Below are 19,943 nucleotides of genomic sequence, written 5' to 3'. Positions count from 1 at the left end.
TATTTGAAACGAGATGGCGTCAGCCACGATGTTTCAATGTGTCCTTGTACAAATCCCCTGATTTTAATTATGGGGATTTCCCTGTTGCCTGTTGTCTGTTCCCTGTTCCCTTTTAATTATTTTTGATTGGGCGAAACCACAATAGGTGTCACACAACCATGAAAATATGTTGTAGTTCCATTTCGATTATAAATTTTTATTTCCCTTGAATTTCCTATTCTAAAAACCGAACGATGAACTGGATTTCCTCCGTTCATTGTCAGGTAATCTCTCTATTTTATTGAGTAGTTATACTTATTTTTCGTTCCAGATATTTTTTTAGCCATTGCCTCTGCCGGAAAAACTAGTTACTTTGTACTATATTGTGAATTTCAAAATCGGGGTTAATACTCTATTTTTTTCAAAATGAGAATTGCTGTAGGTTGTGAATTTCCAATAGAAATATGAAGCGATGCCTGCGGTGGGCTACGCCTACGCTTTTACAACTGTACCTAACTCATGACTGAGTGTATTGCGATCGCTTTATTCCCAACTTTTGCAAAAGCTTGGCAAAAATTACCCCTGAAAGTGAAGAACCTGCACTACGTTGTTAGGGTGTGGGTAAGCGATCGTAAGATTCCGGTTCAATATCTGGTACTTTTGCTAAAACTGCATCGTATTTTTCTCGACTGCCTCGCTTTGCTGGCTCACCTAGATAAATTTCAGTTGTGAGTGCAGCGATTTTTTCCGCAACTGCTGTCGCCACAAATTGATCGATAGAAATGCCGTCTTGTTTGGCAAGTTCCTGCAAACTTTTGTACAAAGAGTCAGGAAGCTGGACGCTGAGGTTGCTCATGACAATGCTCCAATAGATTGCAAAAACTCCGCAGGTGTCAATATTTTTATCCCAAATTGCTCAATGCCATTGAAGTCACGAGCATTAGACATCTCCAGAGATTAAATATGCGTTATCCAGAATCCTTTTAGATGACGTAGCAGTGCTACGTCTCTACATTCATTTTTACCAGATGTCTATTATATGTTATTACCAAGCCCCTTCGGGGCGGGAACAGGGAACTCTTAACAGGGAACAGAAAAAAAATTAGCCCCGAATACAGGGTTTAAAGCCCCTAAATTTATTTATGAAAAGAGATAAAAATATTTGAAACGAGATGGCGTCAGCCACGATGTTTCAATTTGTCCTTGTACAAATCCCCTGATTTTAATTATGGGGATTTCCCTGTTGCCTGTTGCCCGTTCCCTGTTCCCTTTTAAGCTATCACATTGCGCCTTGACCAAGCCCCTTCGGGGCGGGAACAGGGAAGAGGGAACAGGGAACAGTGCAAGAATTAGCCCCGAAGATTTAGGGTACAAGCCCCTAAATTTATTTATGAAAGAAATAAAAACATTTTTTAAGGGGACGCGTAGCGCAAGAAAAAATACGTCCTTGTACAAATCCCCTAATTTTAATTATGGGGATTTCCCTGTTCCCTGTTGCCCGTTCCCTGTTCCCTTTTAATGCTAGCTCCAGCACTATATCGTCTTTCGGATCGGGCAAGTAAGGTCGCCAGAGGAAGAAAATTTGGTGTCGCGTTGCAACCGAGCAATGAAACTCGATAAATTCTTCAACATCTAGTGCAGTGAGATACAGATTTGGGAGTTGCCGCGATAATACTTCTCGATACTCCAAAACCAGTGGAACCGAAAGATGGATATCAAAAACCCCTGTACCCACAAGCGTCAGCAAACGAAAAGCACTCCCTCGTTTGGAACGCAGACCAGCAACGATAACATTTGTATCAAGGACAACTTGTGGAACTGTCATAGAAGCATGATACTGGCTTTCTACTTACGAACCAATGCTGTTTTGCAGTTCTAATACCAATTTAAAAATTCCGGTTAAAAATTGCTCAATAGAAACCCTTCCACTCAAAAAACTGGCCTTAATTAAAGCCAGTTTTTTGATTTTATTGCTAACTTCTAGCAAATTTTACAGCCGAGTATTAATGGAACTGGAACACACTTAATGAAGATATTATTAAGCTTCCTCATTAAAATGTCAAGATTTAACTATTTTTTTCAGCAAAACTTACCGTTAGATATCGCTACTTCCCTTACATTCTCAGGCTTTGCGGATAAACTCTTGTCACCAAAATGCTGATTCATCAGCGCCGGGATTTGTGAAGCTTGAATTCGGCTATGGCGAGTTTTATCTGGCATAACTAGGTTTGGCCCAGCTTTACAGTTTTTCATACAACCAGTGCCCTTGATTGTAACTTGGTCTTCTAAACCGCGATCGCTTAAAGCCGCCTCCAATGCCTGACAAACTCCGTTACCACCGCGTTTCATGCAATCAGACTTTTGACACACTAAAATCGTGGCCTTAGTCTTAACTGGTTTTACCTTGACATTATCAATAGATGGGGGTTCTTGTGGTGCTGCGATCGTTTGAACTGTCGCCATTTCAGAATTCGCCGCCATCACACGTTCAGCTTTCAGTGTAACTTTGTCTTTTTTTATATCGTATTCTTTATAACCAACAACTTGTAGCCAAGTACCTGCTGGTAGCCGCAAATCAAAAGCAGCCCGTAAATGTTTAGCAAGTTTAACGTAGCATTCACCCTCATAAGTACTCAGCAGTAAACCTTTGAGCTTATAGCCATCTTTAATAACAAAATTTATAAACCTGCCTTCAAGGCAAAATTCTGAACTTTGAGATACACCCATTTTTCTGACCTCCTTTTAACTAATACAAGCTATCAAGCAAGAAATTCTCAGCAGTAGCCACAGATTAAAACTGTTGATAGCGACTCTGCCAGCAGCACTCAAGAGTCCAAATCTGGTCTTGACGAGAGACTGTAAATCGCCGTATCACACTCCAAAGTTGAACAGCCGCAGTCGGATTGCCAATTTCAACTTTCAATGGCTGGTTAGCCGCACAACTACAGGGAATATCTAACTCCTTTAGGCGTTGATAGACTTGCCAGCGATCGGCCCAATTCACCTCTACAAGGTGACTTATTTCTATTTCTGAACTAAACGATTTCAAGAAAATTGCCCTCAAAGTGCAACAAACTTGCAGTAACCACCGCAATTTAACTCCCAGCTATTTTAAAGTCTCAGGAGTCTAACCTCTTAAAACCAGCATAGCTTAAGTGCAAACAATTCTCATTAATTTTGGAAAAAAAATAAAATTTTTGTAGCGATCGCATCAGGCAGAAATCAAGTCAAAATTCTTACATTGTTCACGCAGTGTCCGCTGAGACTTATCGAAGTGCTAGGGGATACAAGGTTTAACTTCCCGCAGAGCGAGAGATGAAGGAGAAAATTTTACCTTGTCTTCCCCATGTCTCTACCCTTGAAAGTTATTCGTATTAAAGCTTATCAGTCAATACCTATAATGATAGATATTGTGTAATTTAATGAGAGTACCATCATCCACCAAACAATAAACTGGAGATTTTTGGTAGGTAAAAATACAAAATATTGTGATGGCGGATTGGCTTGCTCTTATTATTAAAATGTTAATATGTAAAGAATAAGCAGTTAAAATCTATAACTGCTAAAAAGCGAGGAGAACAATGTCTGAAACGCAAACTTTGTTACGAAATTTTGGTCATGTATATGACAATCCTGTGTTGCTGGATCACAGCGTCACTGCTCCAGTTACAGAAGGATTCAACGTTGTATTAGCTAGTTTCCAAGCACTGTACTTGCAGTACCAAAAGCATCATTTTGTAGTTGAAGGCTCAGAATTTTATTCTCTGCACGAGTTTTTCAACGAAAGCTACGACCAAGTACAAGACCATATCCATGAAATTGGAGAACGCTTGGATGGACTAGGTGGTGTGCCAGTAGCTACCTTTAGCAAACTGGCAGAGTTAACCTGTTTTGAACAAGAATCTGAAGGTGTATATTCCTCTCGCCAAATGGTGGAAAATGACTTAGCTGCCGAACAAGCGATTCTTGGCGTAATTCGCCGCCAAGCCGCTCAGGCAGAGAGCTTAGGCGATCGAGGTACACGCTATCTGTACGAAAAGATTTTGTTGAAAACTGAGGAACGTGCTTATCATTTGTCTCACTTCCTCGCCAAAGACAGCTTAACCTTAGGATTTGTCCAAGCTGCTCAAAGCTAAAACTCTCATAATCTAGATTTCTCTACCGAGACTGAAAGAAAAAGTTGGCAGCACTAACTCTTAAAATATTATAAAAAATGGCAGAGAATGGTATCCTATATCTCTGCCATTTTTAATTTAACTAAACATATTTACATAATATTTAACGTTGATAATATTTAGCAATTAGCTAGTGAAAATAAATTCCTATCTAAGTAATCTATCTGTGCATAAATAAGTAAATGGATATATGCCACAATAAATCACCAGTCGTTGAAAACCATCATCCGGTTAAATAATAAATATTTGCAAAATCTTTAAAAGTTTAAGCATCACAATTAAATAAAATTAGAAATACAAAATAATCGTTGGGGATTGGGTATACAAGTAAAAAGAACCAAGTAAAAAGTAAAAATAAAGATAAATTCAATATTTCTTTTAACTTTTAACTTGTTTCTCTCCCCCTGCCTCCCCTGCCTCCCCTGCCTCCCCTGCCTCCCCTGCTCCCTTATCCCCCACTCCCCCCTCCCTCTCTGTCATCAAACTTAGAAAACTTAATAATAAAAAGCACGATAGGGGGTAAAGACACTTAAAATAATCAGGATTTGTATTCTCGTATTCCAAGGCAACGACTATGCCCCGCCGTGACGACCTCCGGAAGATTCTACTGTTAGGCTCTGGCCCAATTGTGATTGGACAAGCCTGTGAGTTTGACTACTCTGGCACTCAAGCCTGCAAAGCGCTCCGAGAAGAAGGCTATGAAGTGGTTTTGGTCAACTCCAATCCTGCAACGATTATGACCGACCCGGAAACGGCCGATCGCACTTACATTGAGCCGCTAACTCCAGAATTGGTCGAAAAAGTCATCGAGAAAGAACGCCCTGATGCTTTACTACCAACGATGGGAGGACAAACTGCCCTTAACCTCGCCGTTGCTTTAGCCAAAAATGGCGTGTTGGAAAAGTACGGTGTTGAATTAATCGGCGCTAAACTCCCAGCGATCGAAAAAGCCGAAGATCGAAAACTGTTTGGTCAGGCAATGGCAAGGATTGGGGTAGCTGTGTGTCCCAGTGACACAGCCGAATCTTTAGAAGAAGCCAAAGCTGTTGCCCGCCAAATTGGCACTTATCCCCTAATTATTCGCCCAGCTTTCACAATGGGGGGAAGTGGCGGCGGTATTGCCTACAACCAAGAAGAATTTGAAGAAATGGCACAGGTAGGTATAGATGCCAGTCCCGTTTCGCAAATTCTCATTGACCAGTCTTTACTAGGCTGGAAAGAATATGAACTTGAAGTTATGCGTGATTTGGCAGATAACGTGGTGATTATCTGCTCCATCGAAAACCTTGACCCTATGGGCATTCACACTGGGGACTCTATTACCGTCGCTCCCGCGCAAACCCTCACTGATAAAGAATATCAAAGGCTGCGGGATATGGCAATTAAAATCATCCGCGAGATAGGTGTGGAAACTGGCGGTTCTAATATTCAATTTGCCGTCAATCCGGTTAATGGGGATGTAGTTGTAATTGAGATGAACCCCCGCGTATCCCGCAGTTCGGCTTTATCTTCCAAAGCTACAGGTTTTCCCATCGCTAAAATTGCTGCAAAGCTAGCTGTGGGATACACTTTGGATGAAATTCAAAATGACATCACCAAAAAAACTCCGGCATCTTTTGAGCCGACAATTGACTATGTGGTGACAAAAATCCCCCGCTTTGCCTTTGAAAAGTTCCCCGGTTCTGACCCAGTGCTGACAACTCAAATGAAGTCAGTCGGGGAAGCAATGGCAATTGGGCGGACGTTTAACGAATCCTTTCAAAAGGCGCTGCGATCGCTCGAAACTGGACGGGCTGGTTGGGGTTGCGATAAAGCCGAGAAATTACCCAGTGGTGAACAAATCCGCGCCCAACTGCGGACACCTAACCCCGATCGCATTTTCGCTGTGCGTCATGCTTTGCAGCAAGGGATGACCATTGAAGAAATCTACGAACTCACTGGTATTGATCGATGGTTCTTAGATAAATTGCAGCAATTGTTAGATGTCGAGAAATTTCTGAAGCGGACACCCTTACAGCAATTGACAAAAGAGCAACTTTATGAAGTGAAGCGGGACGGATATAGCGATCGCCAGATTGCTTATGCCACCAAAACTACCGAAGATGAAGTTCGCGCCTACCGCAAGTCACTAGGAATTATCCCAGTTTACAAAACCGTAGATACCTGCGCTGCTGAGTTTGAAGCGTTTACTCCCTATTACTATTCTACCTACGAAGAAGAAACAGAGGTAATGCCCGCAACCAAGCCAAAAGTGTTGATTTTGGGTGGTGGCCCCAACCGCATTGGGCAGGGAATTGAGTTTGACTATTGTTGTTGTCACGCCGCTTATGCCTTGAAGGATGCCGGGTATGAGACGATTATGGTCAACTCTAACCCAGAGACAGTTTCGACAGATTACGATACTAGCGATCGCCTTTACTTTGAGCCTTTAACAAAAGAAGATGTCCTTAACATCATCGAAACTGAAAATCCAGTGGGGGTAATAATCCAGTTTGGCGGACAAACTCCGCTAAAGTTGGCTATCCCACTCCAGCAATTTCTCAGCACTCAGCACGGGCTAAACGCCCCGCTAACAGCACTCAGCACTCAAATTTGGGGTACATCACCAGATTCCATCGACATGGCAGAAAACCGGGAGCGGTTTGAAAAGATTCTCCAAGAGTTGAATATTTCCCAACCGCCCAATGGTATCGCTCGGAGTTACGAAGACGCGCTGATTGTCGCCAAACGTATTGGCTATCCGGTGGTGGTGCGTCCCAGCTATGTGTTGGGGGGACGGGCAATGGAAATCGTGTATTCCGATGCTGAGTTGGAACGCTACATGACCTTTGCAGTACTAGTAGAACCAGAACATCCGATTTTGATTGATAAGTTTTTGGAAAACGCAATTGAAGTCGATGTCGATGCGATCGCCGATCATACCGGACGGGTAGTGATTGGTGGCATCATGGAACACATCGAGCAAGCAGGGATTCACTCAGGAGATTCCGCTTGTTCCTTACCTTCCATTTCCCTATCACCAGCAGTTCTCAATCAAATTCGCACTTGGACGGTGCAGCTAGCACAAGCGCTGTCAGTCGTCGGGTTGATGAATATTCAGTTTGCTGTTGTGGGTGCAAGCAGCTATTCTCCCCAAGTTTACATTTTAGAAGCTAATCCCCGTGCTTCCCGCACAGTCCCCTTTGTATCTAAAGCAACGGGCATACAGTTAGCGAAACTAGCATCCTTAATTATGTCAGGCAAAACCTTAGAGGAGCTACACTTCACCGAGGAAGTCATACCAACCCACATTGCTGTAAAAGAAGCAGTATTACCCTTTAATAAATTCCCAGGAACTGATACAATATTGGGCCCAGAAATGAGATCCACTGGTGAGGTGATGGGGATTGACAGTGACTTTGGCCGTGCCTTTGCCAAAGCAGAATTAGGTGCTGGGGAGCGTTTACCGCTAACGGGAACTGTATTTGTATCAATGAGCGATCGCGATAAAGCTGCTGCAAGTGGTGTGGTGAAGGAATTTATCGATTTGGGCTTTACAGTGATGGCTACCCTTGGTACACGCCGAGTTCTTCTGGAACAGGGGTTAAATATTGAATTGGTGTTGAAACTTCATGAAGGTCGTCCCCACGTTCTAGATGCAATCAAAAACCAAAAAATCCAACTTATTATCAACACACCATCCGGGGAAGAAGCCCAGACTGATGCTAGGTTAATCCGCCGCACAGCCTTAGCTTACAAAATTCCCATCATTACTACCATTGCGGGCGCAAAAGCTACTGTCGCCGCCATCCGTTCCTTACAAAATACGACTTTGGACGTAAAAACCATTCAAGATTACTGTGTGAGGGAGTAGGGAGCAGGGGAGCAGGGGAGCAGGGGAGCAGGGGAGCAGGGAGCAAGGAAGAATAACCAATGCCCCACGCCCAATCCCCAGTCCCCAGTCCCCAATCCCCCATTCTCAAGAAAATTAAGTCATTGTTATAAGAGAATGACTATAGTTCTCATTGAGATACTTTAACAAATATGAGGAAGCTTATGTTAACCAGATAATTTCTTAAATTGACTTATAGTCATCCTTAAGATAAGGGGCGACGTTGCATGAACTGGAACAACCAGGAAATTTAATGTTGCCATCTAGCCAAAACATTCTCATAAATGTTACAATTGTTAATAACAATCCCATAAAAAATGTTTAACAAGCAACCTTTTATCTAACTGTAGATACTTGTGAAAAGTAGGAAATAACTGTAGTTTTAGCAGTTAAGAAGCCTAAATTTGATTATTATGAGCAGCCGAGTTTATCGGGCGCGTAAGTTGCAAACCATAGTATAGGTTCCCAGTCTAACTGGGTAACACCCTAATAAAGCATCTATCCCTTAATGACCCTACCGCCAAACCCATCATTACCAAAGAGTAGCGCCATGAAGACCGCTCAGACAGCCACAGACCTCGTGCGGACTTACCTGCGTGAGATTGGCCGTGTGCCACTCTTAACACACGAGGAAGAGATTTTCTATGGTAAACAGGTGCAACGTTCCTGCGCTTTGCACGAATCAAGGGAAAATCTTGCCACCCAGCTAGATCGTCAACCGACTCTAGAAGAGTGGGCCAAAGCGACAAACCTAGAACCAGCAGAGTTGAACGAAGCGATCGCAGATGGTGAAATTGCCAAGCGTAAGATGGTAGAAGCCAATTTGCGGCTGGTAGTCTCCGTTGCTAAAAAGTACATCAAGCGCAACGTTGATTTACTGGACTTGATCCAAGAAGGTAGTATTGGTATGCAGCGGGGTGTAGAAAAGTTTGACCCCACCAAAGGGTACAGATTTTCTACTTATGCCTATTGGTGGATTCGGCAAGCGATTACTCGTGCTATTGCCGAAAAAGCCCGCACCATTCGGCTGCCGATCCATATCACCGAAAAATTAAATAAGATTAAAAAGGCACAGCGCCAATTGTCTCAAAAATTGGGGCGCGCTCCCACAGCTGGAGAGCTAGCCGAAGAATTAGAATTGACTCCCAAACAAGTACGAGAGTATTTAGAAAAGGCGCGTTTGCCCCTTTCTTTAGATTTACGGTTGGGTGATAATTACGACACTGAACTTGGAGAAATGCTGGAAGATCCAGGCGCATCTCCCGAAGAGTTCGTCATGCAATCTTCCTTATCTTATGACTTAGATCGCCTAATGGGCGATCTCACGCCACAACAGAGGGAAGTAATTACACTGCGCTTTGGGTTAACTGATGGGCAAGCGCTGACTCTGGCGAGAATTGGTGAAATCCTAAACATCAGTCGAGAACGAGTGCGGCAAATTGAGCGGGAAGCTTTAACTAAACTTCGTAAATCTAAAGCCAATATGGATGAATATTTGGCAAGTTAGGGGAAAGTTAGGAGTTAAGATTTAGGAGTGATGAGTTTTTAATTAGCTCTTCACTCCTCACTTTATTTATTGGGGTGAGAAAATACGCTGGCTTTTGTACGGTTACACCTACTTCCACTCTTACGCTAGGCTGTTACATTAGTTGACAGGAAGAGAAAATAACTAAGTCAAATCCAAAACAGGCATTTAATATTTAAATCACAAGCACCGCAGCCAATAGTGGTAGTTAAGGAGCTAAAAAATGAGTAACCCATCCAATCGTGTCTCAGAGTTTTTTAATAGCGAATCAGAAACTAATGATTTACTATGGCAGTACGTTAAATCCTTGAGTCCAGAGACAGTTACACAGCTATCTAAACCCACGTCTGCTGAGGTGTTTCAGGTGATGGAACGGAATATTACAGGACTATTGGGTAATCTGCCTTCAGAACACTTTGGTGTTACTGTAACTACAAATCGGGAAAACCTGGGTCGGCTTCTGGCTTCTGCGATGATTAGTGGTTATTTCTTGCGTAACGCTGAACAAAGAATGAATTTTGAAATTGCCCTACAAGGATCTGAAACGAATAACAGCGAAGTTGAGTAGAAATATAAAATTTGATTTGGGAAATTAAATATTCTTGGGCTGGTAGCGAGTTACAGTTACGGCGATGAGTTAATTAGGGTTGAAATTTAAACGCAGAGTAACGCGGAGGTTGGCGCAGAGTAACGCAAAGTTTTTAGATTTGGTTGTCTGTGAACTCCTATAATTTGGTAATTAGTTTAACTAGAGGCGTATTGCTAAATGATTAATACACATTTGTGGATAAACTGACAGCGTTAGACGGCTTTCGCAATAAATATAAACTCGGCAGAGTAGTTTTAACTCTGCCGAGTTTTGTTATTAGTTAAGAGTAAAAAGTCAAGAATTCTTCCCCTATTCCCTACTCCTCATTTCTCCAATCAACTATGAGTGAAACCAGTTCTTTCCCACCCCATAAAATCATTGGTGTTGCAGTAATTTGGAATGACCAAAAGCAAATTTTAATCGATCGCCGTCGTCCAGAAGGAGCTATGGGTGGTTTATGGGAATTTCCTGGTGGTAAAATTGAGCCTGGTGAAACTATCGAAGAGTGTATTCAACGGGAAATTTCCGAAGAACTGGGAATAGTAATTGAAGTGGGAGAGCATCTGATTACTATTGACCACAGCTATACAAACTTGCGCGTTACCCTCACAGTACATCACTGCCGCCATCTTACAGGCATCCCCCAACCTTTGGAATCCGATGAAATTCGCTGGGTAACTTTGGCAGAACTTGAGCAGTTTAATTTTCCGAAAGCAAATACTCAAATTATTGCTGCATTAAAAGGGAGCGGGGAGTGGGGACTGGGGACTGGGGACTGGGGACTGGGGGAACAAAAAAATAATCAATGACTAATGACCAAGCCCCTTCGGGGCGGGAACAGGGAAGAGGGAACAGGGAACAGTGCAAGAATTAGCCCCGAAGATTTAGGGTACAAGCCCCTAAATTTATTTATGAAAGAAATAAAAACATTTTTTAAGGGGACGCGTAGCGCAAGAAAAAATACGTCCTTGTACAAATCCCCTAATTTTAATTATGGGGATTTCCCTGTTCCCTGTTGCCCGTTCCCTGTTCCCTTTTAATAATGACTAATGACTAATCCCGTAACAATCTATTAATTGCATCAGGTTGAGTCCCGGCAATTTTCTACAATAGGCCCAGGGACTTTGATTTAAGGTGTCAGCAATATAAATGCCTAAAACCGTTACCGATGTGATGAGCCGCGATCCTATTGTTGTCCGGGAGGAAACTCCACTGAAGGAAGCTATCCAAATTCTCGCAGAACGCCACATCAGCGGACTACCTGTTGTGGATGATCTCGGTAAATTGGTGGGCATTATCTCAGAAACCGATTTGATGTGGCAGGAAACTGGTGTTACTCCACCTGCGTACATTATGTTTCTTGATAGTGTTATCTATTTAAAAAATCCTGCTACTTATGAACGTGATTTGCACAAGGCTCTAGGACAAACCGTTGGGGAGGTAATGAGTAAAAACCCGATCGCTATTTCCCCTGATAAAACTTTAAAAGAAGCAGCTACAATCATGCACGATCGCAGCGTTCACCGCTTGCCAGTACTTGACAGCATGGGTCAAGTAATTGGTATCCTCACTCGTGGTGATATTATTCGGGCAATGGCTGCTAGTCAAGATTAGTCATTGGTCATTAGTCATTAGTTTTTAATACTTAACTGTTGACTTTTGACTGTTTTTTACAGCTTTGAAAATCAAGGATAACTAAATGAGTATTACTCCGGAGTCTGTTAGGCAATTGCTCAGTTCTGAGGATTTAGGCGATCGCTTACGTGCAGTAAATCAAATCCGTCAACTGGAACCGGCCATTGGCTTTGAATTAATTCAAAGCGCTATTGGCGATCGCAATTCCCGTGTCCGTTACTCAGCGGTGAGTCAAATGGATACACTCGGAACCCAAGATTTACAGCTATCCTTAGATATTTTGCGCGATCGCTTGCTTCATGACTCCGAAGTAGATGTACAAGCAGCAGCAGCAGACTGTTTGGGCGCTCTGAAGTTACGCGAAGCTTTTGAAGATTTGCAGCAGCTTTATCATACAACCGGTGAATGGCTAATACAATTCAGTATTATTGCGACATTAGGTGAGTTAGGCGATCCACGAGCCTTTGAACTACTCAAAGAGGCACTCGCATCAGAAAACGAATTAGTCCAAACTGCTGCGATTAGTTCTTTGGGTGACTTGGGAGATGTACAAGCAGTTCCCCTACTGGCTCCCTATGCTACCAATCCAGATTGGCAAATTCGTTACAGACTTGTACAAGCCTTGACTCGTTTGGGTAATGCAGAAGCCAAATCTATCTTAGAAACTCTGGCTAATGATGAAGTAGATGCGATCGCCAATGAAGCGAAACAATCTTTGCAGTCAGCCTAAATCTGTTGTGTGACAAATAATGAATTAAAAACAAAATTCAACCTGCCTGGAAAAAGTTTACATTCCAGACAGGTTGAAGACACAATTGAGTTATTATGATGTCCAGTAAAACTATTCAATCGCAAGGTTGTTGGGATTGCTTTATTACGACTGAAATCACGGTTCTTTGAACAGAAATAATATTATCTCCAGTTCTTCAACGTCAATTCTTTATATAAAAAAGGTTGACTAAGCTACAGTTTTACGGCGACGAGACATAACCATTCCTACACCAACTATTCCTAAGCCTAGTAGAGTCGTTGGTTCGGGAACAGTGGCGAATGTACCACCAGAAAAGGTTAAATTACTAATTGAACCACCACTAGAAAGAATTGAATTGACACCAGCAACACTCGCATTGTTGACTTGGAAAGTTAAGTTTCCTCCTCCATTAGATATTTCTCCAGTTGCACTGGTAAAATATCCAAAAAGTGCAACACCTATACCAACGTTAAGACCATCTTGATTTAGCTTGTAGCTAGAAGATGTCAAAGTAAAAGTATTCAATCCATCTGTTATAGAGCTAGTATCTGTTCCAGGTAAAATGAAACCGGGATAAGTAAGAGAGCCAAAGTCAATAAATGGATTATCTGCAACTTTTGATGAAAATGAGATGATGTTACCTATGTTGCCTGAATTAAACGCTGAAAAGTTTCCTGTTGTAGAACCAATTGCAATTGGAGTGATTGGCTGAGGAGTAAAAGTTAGGGCATCTTGAGAAAATGTGATTTGGCTACTACCGGGACCAGCAGTAAAGCCACCGTTAAACTGAATCTCACCATTAAGTGCAGCAGCTTGTGCAGATCCAGCAGAGGTAAACATTCCAGCAGTAGCTAAGGGGATGGCAGCAGTAAATGCTAAAGTTGCATTGAGTAATTTAGATTTAAAACCAATCATTGTTGATATGAGGCTCCTAGTAATAATCTTAAAATCAGAGCAATTGCTTTACTTATAATTTCAGTAATTCATAGAAAATACTGTCAGTGAAAGCGAAACTTGCGTGATGTATTTCTTATCTCCATGAAATCACATAGACTTAGAGCCTGCAAGAATTACTGAGTGGTCTTCACTACATCTTTAACAGATTACTGTCCTTCATGAAGTCTTAATTTGTCATATATCTGCACTTTGTATACCTTTCATTTAAAAAGCTTTCAACTGTTGGCAATGGCTCTGATTTGGAGAAAGTTAGTTCACGTAAGATAAATACAAATGTATTTATTGATACGCAACATTGCTCAACCATTTTTTAGATAAATAGAGTATGCAGTGTATCTATTCTCTCTTGAGTTAATAATCTTTAGTGAAACGGTTCCTCTCATAGAGTAAATGAAAGGAACCACTATATTTCAATACAGTTCAGTTAAGGCTAAAACTCTTTGCCAAAGTCAATTTTTTTAACGAACCGCAAAGGACACAAAGAGAAGACAGAAATGCTTAACTGAACCGTATTGCACTATATTTGTTTAATATGGATCAATACAGTTCAGATAAGACCAAAACACTTGTAGAGACGGCGATTTATCGCGTCTCGAAAACCCAAAATTTTTGCCAGTAGCCCTTAACTGAACCGTATTGTAATATGGATAGTCTTTGCGATCAAATTGAGTCTTTGCGACAGGTGGCTAACTGCTGGCTATTAGCACTCTTCTGAAATATGTCAAAGCTTTCAAATGCTAAGAGGCAAATACCTGTGGCCAAGTTGTTACAACGAAAACTACAACGGCTGCGATCGCTAACAACCCTTGAATCAAATTTCCAACCAAAGATCCGACTATAATTCCGATACCTGCTTTAACTGCCAACCCGAATTCACGTCGGTAAAGATACTCACCAATAATTGCTCCTAAAAGTGGCCCTAGTAAAATTCCTAACAGTGGCCCCCCAAAAGGTAACGTTGGCAATAGTCCCAAAAATCCCACCACTAAGCCGACAATTGCGCCAATTTGCCCCCACTTGCTAGCTCCGGCTTGTTTTGCTCCGACATAGCTAGCTAAAAAATCTACTCCAACACTGAGCAGTAAAACTATAATTGTGACAATTAAGGGAATTTTGATAGCTGCAAAGGAACTAGTAACGATTCCCCAGACAATAATTGCAATTAAAATTAAGCTGCTACCGGGAATGGCAGGAACTACTGCACCGATAATACCCACAAGCATTACGGCAATTAATAGCCAATAAATAATTTGCATAGATCAATTGTAAATTTCCAAATTTCCTCATAGAGGCACACAGATATGCGCCCCTACTGTATATTCTATCTGGGTAAGATAACGACAAATGCCTACTACACTGTGGTGGAAGTTTGCCTAATACTTCTAAACTGCTATTTAAAAGCTCAAAACCTATGACGAGAAAAATATTAACTGGACTAAGTTCTGAAGCTTACGAACACCCTTTTGATCGCAAAGCCTTGGCTTCTTTGCAGAAGATGCCCGGTGTCTCTTTACTACTCAAAAAAGTTAACGAATACGGTATCGATCGCTTACTTAGATTGCAAAGCCTTGGTAGTGAAATCAGAATTTCGCCCCGTAATTTTCCTGAATTACATCAAGCATTTGTGGAAACTTGCCAAATTCTTGATGTTGCTCCACTTCCTGAATTGTATCTGTTTCGAGGCACTGGTCACATTGAAACCTATATTGTTGGGGTAGAAAAACCCCTTGTCGGTATCAATTTAGATGCAATGGAGTGGCTTGATGCAAATGAGTTGCTTTACGTTTTCGGACATGAAATCGCTCGCATTAAGAGTCAGCACATGATTTATCACCAAATGGCAATTGTTATGCCAACTTTGAAAAATTTGTTGAGTAGTACCACACTGGGAGTCGGTGGCTTAGTAGCTGGTGGTATGGAATTAGGTTTGTATAATTGGCGGATGATGGCTAGATTCACTGCCGATCGGGCTGCAATGCTTGCTTGTCAAGATATTGACGTAGCAACTACTACACTGATGAAACTTGCCGGTTTACCGGATGAGTACTTGACTACTGCTGTAATCGAAGATTTTCTCGTCCAAGCCCGTGAGTTTGCATCTAATAACTTAGATAGTGTGGATAAGATAACAAAAATATTAAGCTATACAGAATCAGAGCTTTCCTGGGTAATTATGCGGGCGGGCGAGTTATTGAAATGGGTTGATTCAGGAGAATATGATAATTTAATTCAACAGATAAATTTAAAGACACCAGAAGAACCGGAAGCAAAAGAAGAAAAGACACCAGAGGAAAAAGAAGGGTGGAATTTTTTGACTTCTTGGTGATGGAATTTTAGATTTTAGATTTTAGATTGCCCGAACTTGGCATCAATCTAAAATCTAAAATTGGCCTACTCTTAAAGTATCGAACAACCTAAGTACTAAGAGTAACGGCTAATTTATCAGCAATTCCTGCAATCCAGTTTTCATCTTGTTTGGTGTAACTGCGAGGAGCGTTTGCTCCCAAAATTAACGCACCTTGATTACCAATAGGTTGACAAATTACACCTTGAGTATTCTCTGGTAAATAATCAAACTCAACTCTACCTGGATATATTTTGAGAGCAACTAGATAAATCGGTTTTTGTTTTTCGAGTACTTGTTTTAAGATTACCCCTGGTACAACCTCAGATTTTGTACCCAGAATGCCACGACGCAACAAAACTTTACCTTGATAAAAAACCACAAGCGATCGCGTTACTGTATTAGTCAACAATAAATGAGATGCCCAGGCTAGCTCTGTTTTTACGGCTTCGGGCAAATCTGCTGCGAGTACAAAACCTTCTTCTCCAGTTAGTTCTACAATATCAGGCGATCGCGGTTGAACTTGCTGCCAAATTAAACCCGTCAAAATTAACACCGCACTCAGAATCACGCCTACCACATCATCACGCGATTGAGACTGGGTTAGTTCCGGTGTTAATAAACGGTTAATCAATAAAAGTACAGCGCCTAGCCCACCCACGACAATAGGTAGACGCCGCAAAACTCGATTGTCATTAGTCATTTGTCATTAGTCATTTGTCATTTGTCAAGGGTCAAAACTTAGGAATATCTCTCCCTGCCTCCTGCCCCCACTCCCTCATCTCCTCACTCCTCCCCTGGTTCAATAATCCGCTGGAAAAGATAACCAGTACCCCGCGCGGTGAGAATCAATTCTGGGTTGCTAGGATCATCTTCTAATTTTGCCCGCAAACGGGATATATGCACATCTACTACGCGGGTATCCACATGACGTTCTGGTGTATAACCCCATACTTCCTGCAAAATTTCCGAACGAGAAAAAGCTTCTCCAGAGCGACTGACTAACAACTCTAACAAGCTGAACTCCATACCCGTCAATCGAATACGCTCATCGCCTTTGTAGACTTGTCGCTTATTCGTATCGATTTTAATATTAGCGACATGGATTACCCCAGAACTGGGAATGCCAGAAGCACCGTTTTTATCTACCCGCCGCAGCACCGAGCGAATCCGGGCTTCTAGCTCCTTGGGGGAAAATGGTTTAACTACATAGTCATCAGCACCCAATTCTAACCCGGTGATGCGATCGGCGACATCACCCAAGGCTGTTAGCATAATAATGGGGACATCTGATTCTTTTCGTAATTCTTGACATACACCATAGCCGTCTAGCTTTGGCATCATTACATCTAAAACTACCAGGTCAGGCTCAGTTTTGCGAAAAGTTTCTAAAGCTTCTTCGCCGTCGCCAGCCGTCACTACATCGTAGCCAATCATGGAAAGGCGCGTTTCCAAAATCCGGCGAATGCTGGCTTCGTCGTCTACCACCAAGATTTTTTCTTTATGGCTTTCCAAGTTTCTCTAGGCTCCTTAACTAAAAATTTACATGATTAATTTTTAATACCATAATATTAAGATATCATTCCATGAATTGATTTGGAAAAAGCTCTAAATACTACTATTATTATTAGTTTTTAGTTTTTTTCAAGAATTAAGTAAATATTAAGATTATTTAATAAGATTTAAGAATGGCAAAGCCAAAAACCTTTTTCACTTGTAACGAATGTGGAGCAGAATCGCCCCAGTGGTTTGGTAAATGTCCAGCTTGCGGCACTTACAACTCTCTAGAAGAACAAATTTCTATTCAATCCTCAGTAGATGTACCCAGTCGGGGGGGAGTGAGTAGCTGGCAATCAACTCAAGGTAATGGCAAATCTCATGCTAAACCAGCTAAAGCACGAGCCTCTTTAACATTTGATCAAATTACCGATCGCCAAATTGCCCGCTGGGAATCTGGTTATGGAGAATTAGATCGGGTGCTTGGAGGTGGGGTTGTCCCTGGCTCTATGGTGCTGATTGGTGGCGATCCAGGTATTGGTAAATCAACTTTATTACTGCAAGTATCAAATCAATTAGCACAGAAATATCGCATCCTTTACGTAACCGGTGAAGAATCGGGACAGCAGGTCAAATTACGAGCCTCCCGTTTGGGAGTATCAAAACCCCTAAGTTTGGTTAATGAAGAGAATGTTAAGGTAGTAGTAGATCCTACACTTCCTATAGACCCTGATAGTATCGGTGCAGATTTATATGTACTGCCAGAAACAGATTTAGAAGAAATTTTACGGGAAATAGACTCTCTCAAGCCAAACGTGGCGGTGATTGATAGTATCCAAACGGTGTTTTTTCCGGCGCTGACTTCTGCACCAGGTTCGGTAGCTCAGGTACGGGAATGTACAGCAGCATTGATGAAGGTGGCGAAGCACGAAGATGTCACCATGCTGATTGTCGGACACGTTACCAAAGAAGGAGCGATCGCCGGACCAAAAGTTTTAGAACATTTAGTCGATACAGTGTTGTATTTTGAAGGCGATCGTTTTGCCTCCCATCGTTTATTACGCACAGTTAAAAACCGCTTCGGCGCAACTCACGAAATCGGCATCTTTGAAATGGTAGCGGAGGGACTGCGAGAAGTCTCCAACCCCTCAGAGCTATTTTTAGGCAACCGTGACGATCCCGCACCAGGTACGGCCATTGTGGTTGCTTGCGAAGGTACTCGCCCGATTGTTGTGGAATTGCAAGCTTTAGTGAGTCCTACCAGCTACCCTTCCCCTCGGCGGGCTGGAACTGGCGTAGACTACAACCGCCTAGTGCAAATTCTCGCCGTCTTAGAAAAACGGGTGGGAATTCCGATGTCGAAATTGGATTCTTACGTTGCTTCTGCGGGTGGGTTGAATGTGGAAGAACCAGCAGTAGATTTGGGAATAGCGATCGCAATTGTAGCTAGTTTCCGCGATCGCATAGTCGATCCCGGTACAGTATTAATCGGCGAAGTTGGCTTAGGTGGACAAGTGCGATCGGTTTCTCAAATGGAACTGCGGTTAAAAGAAGCAGCTAAGTTGGGATTTAAAAGAGCGATCGTCCCAAAAGGGACAAAATTTCCCGACTTGAATATTGAGATATTGCCAGTATCCAAAGTCATAGATGCGATTATCGCCGCCATCCCCCATCAGGAATTGACAGCCGATGACTTAGAACCCGATGAAGATGATTGACATACTCCCCCGAATGCGCTTTGCTAAATTCGGGGGATTCTAGGCTCAAACAGCGATTGCAGACGTAGCCCGACTTACATCACCTAACCTAACAGTCGATGCCCCGACTTTGAATGTTTTTAGCGGCGTTTTCATCACGTCCATTTACTGACTGACATAATGGACAGCGCCACTCTCTGAGCGACAAATCCAAACTTTCTAAAACGTGCCCACAGTTAGAACAAGTTTTGCTAGAAGGATACCACTGGTCAATATAGACCACCTGCTTAGCTTTTTTATGCGCTACCCATTCTAAGATATCCAAGAAGTCCCGGAGTGCTAAATCACTAATCTTCCTTCCCCATAAACGCTTCATGCCTTTGAGGTTTAGCGTCTCAAAACACACGACATCAAACAATTGGGGACTGGGTACTGGGTACTGGGAAATTGTTCCAAAATTTGGGAAGGGTTAAAGCAAATTTCATAATTTTTACGAGTGAAAACCAAGTCCCTAATCCCCAGTCCCCAATCCCCAGTCCCTTTTACACACCAAAGGAAAACCCACCATGACAACCCTCACCCAAGACTACCAAATCACTTGGGAAAAACTACCCGATGATTACAAACTCCCAGATGATCCAGTGGACAACATCAACCAACCAGCCTTAGCTGCTGCACTCACAGAAAGCCTACAATTAGCCGGAAAAATTTCAGCTAACGCCCTAACAACAACTAATTACGGCATTTGTGCCACTCTAAACAACAAAATGGTCATTAAAGCCCCTGATTGGGCTTTCATTGCCAAAATTAATGTTAGTAGAGAAGAAGTCAGGACTTACGCAACTGGCACAAAATATGGGCGGAGCTTCGCTCCACCATGCGGTAATTGAAATCAAACCAAACACATATGAACGTCTGGGCGT

General features: G+C 42.2%; 17 protein-coding genes and 2 pseudogenes. 10 read left to right on the top strand and 9 right to left on the bottom strand.

What is annotated here, in order from left to right; all coding sequences use genetic code 11:
- Window positions 1-589: 589 nt before the first annotated feature.
- From V7K67_RS01070 to V7K67_RS01055, 4 genes are all read right to left on the bottom strand, one after another.
- Window positions 590-835 carry a toxin-antitoxin system HicB family antitoxin gene (locus tag V7K67_RS01070; RefSeq protein ID WP_334706786.1) on the bottom strand — a complete coding sequence of 82 codons (246 nt, stop codon included), beginning with the start codon at window positions 833-835 and terminating at the stop codon, window positions 590-592.
- Window positions 836-1,363: 528 nt separating this feature from the next.
- A complete protein-coding gene (locus V7K67_RS01065) occupies window positions 1,364-1,804 on the bottom strand; it encodes a putative toxin-antitoxin system toxin component, PIN family (RefSeq protein WP_335164871.1) in 441 nt (146 codons plus the stop codon).
- Window positions 1,805-2,058: 254 nt separating this feature from the next.
- On the bottom strand, window positions 2,059-2,706 hold the full coding sequence (locus tag V7K67_RS01060; protein WP_334731861.1) for a (2Fe-2S) ferredoxin domain-containing protein: 648 nt from the start codon (window positions 2,704-2,706) through the stop codon (window positions 2,059-2,061).
- A gap of 64 nt (window positions 2,707-2,770) precedes the next feature.
- Entirely contained in the window at window positions 2,771-3,028 is a 258-nt protein-coding gene (locus V7K67_RS01055; RefSeq protein ID WP_334706783.1) for an Asr1405/Asl0597 family protein, read from the bottom strand.
- Between the two features lie 532 nt (window positions 3,029-3,560).
- On the opposite strand from V7K67_RS01055, the gene V7K67_RS01050 reads away from it, so the two are divergent.
- The 7 genes from V7K67_RS01050 (at window position 3,561) to nblB (ending at window position 12,504) form a co-directional block, all read left to right on the top strand.
- Window positions 3,561-4,115 (top strand): Dps family protein, encoded by a 555-nt coding sequence (locus tag V7K67_RS01050; protein WP_334706782.1) that lies wholly within the window; start codon window positions 3,561-3,563, stop codon window positions 4,113-4,115.
- A gap of 613 nt (window positions 4,116-4,728) precedes the next feature.
- The gene (gene carB, locus V7K67_RS01045) at window positions 4,729-8,007 is read left to right on the top strand and encodes a carbamoyl-phosphate synthase large subunit (RefSeq protein WP_335164868.1); all 3,279 of its coding nucleotides are present in this window, start codon (window positions 4,729-4,731) and stop codon (window positions 8,005-8,007) included.
- 568 nt (window positions 8,008-8,575) lie between these two features.
- The gene (locus tag V7K67_RS01040) at window positions 8,576-9,532 is read left to right on the top strand and encodes an RNA polymerase sigma factor, RpoD/SigA family (protein WP_179068353.1); all 957 of its coding nucleotides are present in this window, start codon (window positions 8,576-8,578) and stop codon (window positions 9,530-9,532) included.
- 241 nt (window positions 9,533-9,773) lie between these two features.
- Window positions 9,774-10,118, top strand: a complete 345-nt coding sequence (locus V7K67_RS01035; RefSeq protein WP_334699737.1) for a DUF760 domain-containing protein — start codon at window positions 9,774-9,776, stop codon at window positions 10,116-10,118.
- 362 nt (window positions 10,119-10,480) lie between these two features.
- Window positions 10,481-10,948: an 8-oxo-dGTP diphosphatase MutT gene (gene mutT / locus V7K67_RS01030; RefSeq protein WP_335164866.1), complete on the top strand. Its 468-nt coding sequence runs from the start codon at window positions 10,481-10,483 to the stop codon at window positions 10,946-10,948.
- Between the two features lie 340 nt (window positions 10,949-11,288).
- On the top strand, window positions 11,289-11,753 hold the full coding sequence (locus V7K67_RS01025) for a CBS domain-containing protein (RefSeq protein WP_334706778.1): 465 nt from the start codon (window positions 11,289-11,291) through the stop codon (window positions 11,751-11,753).
- Window positions 11,754-11,838: 85 nt separating this feature from the next.
- Entirely contained in the window at window positions 11,839-12,504 is a 666-nt protein-coding gene (gene nblB, locus V7K67_RS01020) for a phycobilisome degradation protein NblB (protein WP_334706777.1), read from the top strand.
- Between the two features lie 228 nt (window positions 12,505-12,732).
- Here nblB and V7K67_RS01015 read toward each other — a convergent pair whose 3' ends face one another.
- Complete coding sequence (locus V7K67_RS01015) at window positions 12,733-13,440, bottom strand: PEP-CTERM sorting domain-containing protein (protein WP_334731857.1); 708 nt, start codon at window positions 13,438-13,440, stop codon at window positions 12,733-12,735.
- Between the two features lie 779 nt (window positions 13,441-14,219).
- Complete coding sequence (locus tag V7K67_RS01010) at window positions 14,220-14,738, bottom strand: DUF456 domain-containing protein (RefSeq protein ID WP_334706775.1); 519 nt, start codon at window positions 14,736-14,738, stop codon at window positions 14,220-14,222.
- A 155-nt stretch (window positions 14,739-14,893) separates the two neighbouring features.
- Between V7K67_RS01010 and V7K67_RS01005 the strand changes: the two genes are divergently transcribed.
- Window positions 14,894-15,808 (top strand): M48 family metallopeptidase, encoded by a 915-nt coding sequence (locus V7K67_RS01005; RefSeq protein ID WP_334731855.1) that lies wholly within the window; start codon window positions 14,894-14,896, stop codon window positions 15,806-15,808.
- Window positions 15,809-15,896: 88 nt separating this feature from the next.
- On the opposite strand, the gene V7K67_RS01000 is transcribed toward V7K67_RS01005, so the two are convergent.
- Together V7K67_RS01000 and rpaB are read right to left on the bottom strand one after the other, a co-directional pair.
- Entirely contained in the window at window positions 15,897-16,529 is a 633-nt protein-coding gene (locus V7K67_RS01000) for a cofactor assembly of complex C subunit B (protein ID WP_335164863.1), read from the bottom strand.
- 83 nt (window positions 16,530-16,612) lie between these two features.
- Window positions 16,613-17,341 carry a response regulator transcription factor RpaB gene (gene rpaB, locus V7K67_RS00995; RefSeq protein ID WP_012412029.1) on the bottom strand — a complete coding sequence of 243 codons (729 nt, stop codon included), beginning with the start codon at window positions 17,339-17,341 and terminating at the stop codon, window positions 16,613-16,615.
- A 173-nt stretch (window positions 17,342-17,514) separates the two neighbouring features.
- Here rpaB and radA point away from each other — a divergent pair, with 173 nt between their 5' ends.
- Window positions 17,515-19,041, top strand: coding sequence for a DNA repair protein RadA (gene radA, locus V7K67_RS00990; protein ID WP_334731853.1), 1,527 nt, complete (start codon window positions 17,515-17,517; stop codon window positions 19,039-19,041).
- Window positions 19,042-19,086: 45 nt separating this feature from the next.
- Here the strand turns inward: radA and V7K67_RS00985 are convergent.
- Window positions 19,087-19,435 (bottom strand): annotated as a pseudogene (locus tag V7K67_RS00985) (RNA-guided endonuclease InsQ/TnpB family protein); the annotation flags it as partial.
- A gap of 151 nt (window positions 19,436-19,586) precedes the next feature.
- Here V7K67_RS00985 and V7K67_RS00980 point away from each other — a divergent pair.
- Window positions 19,587-19,859: pseudogene (locus V7K67_RS00980) on the top strand (Uma2 family endonuclease); the annotation flags it as partial.
- Window positions 19,860-19,943 lie beyond the last annotated feature (84 nt).

The organism is Nostoc sp., assembly GCF_036917155.1.
Classification (GTDB): domain Bacteria; phylum Cyanobacteriota; class Cyanobacteriia; order Cyanobacteriales; family Nostocaceae; genus Nostoc.
The sequence above is the reverse complement of the archived record's forward strand: the minus strand, read 5'-3'. Positions and strand labels throughout refer to the sequence as shown.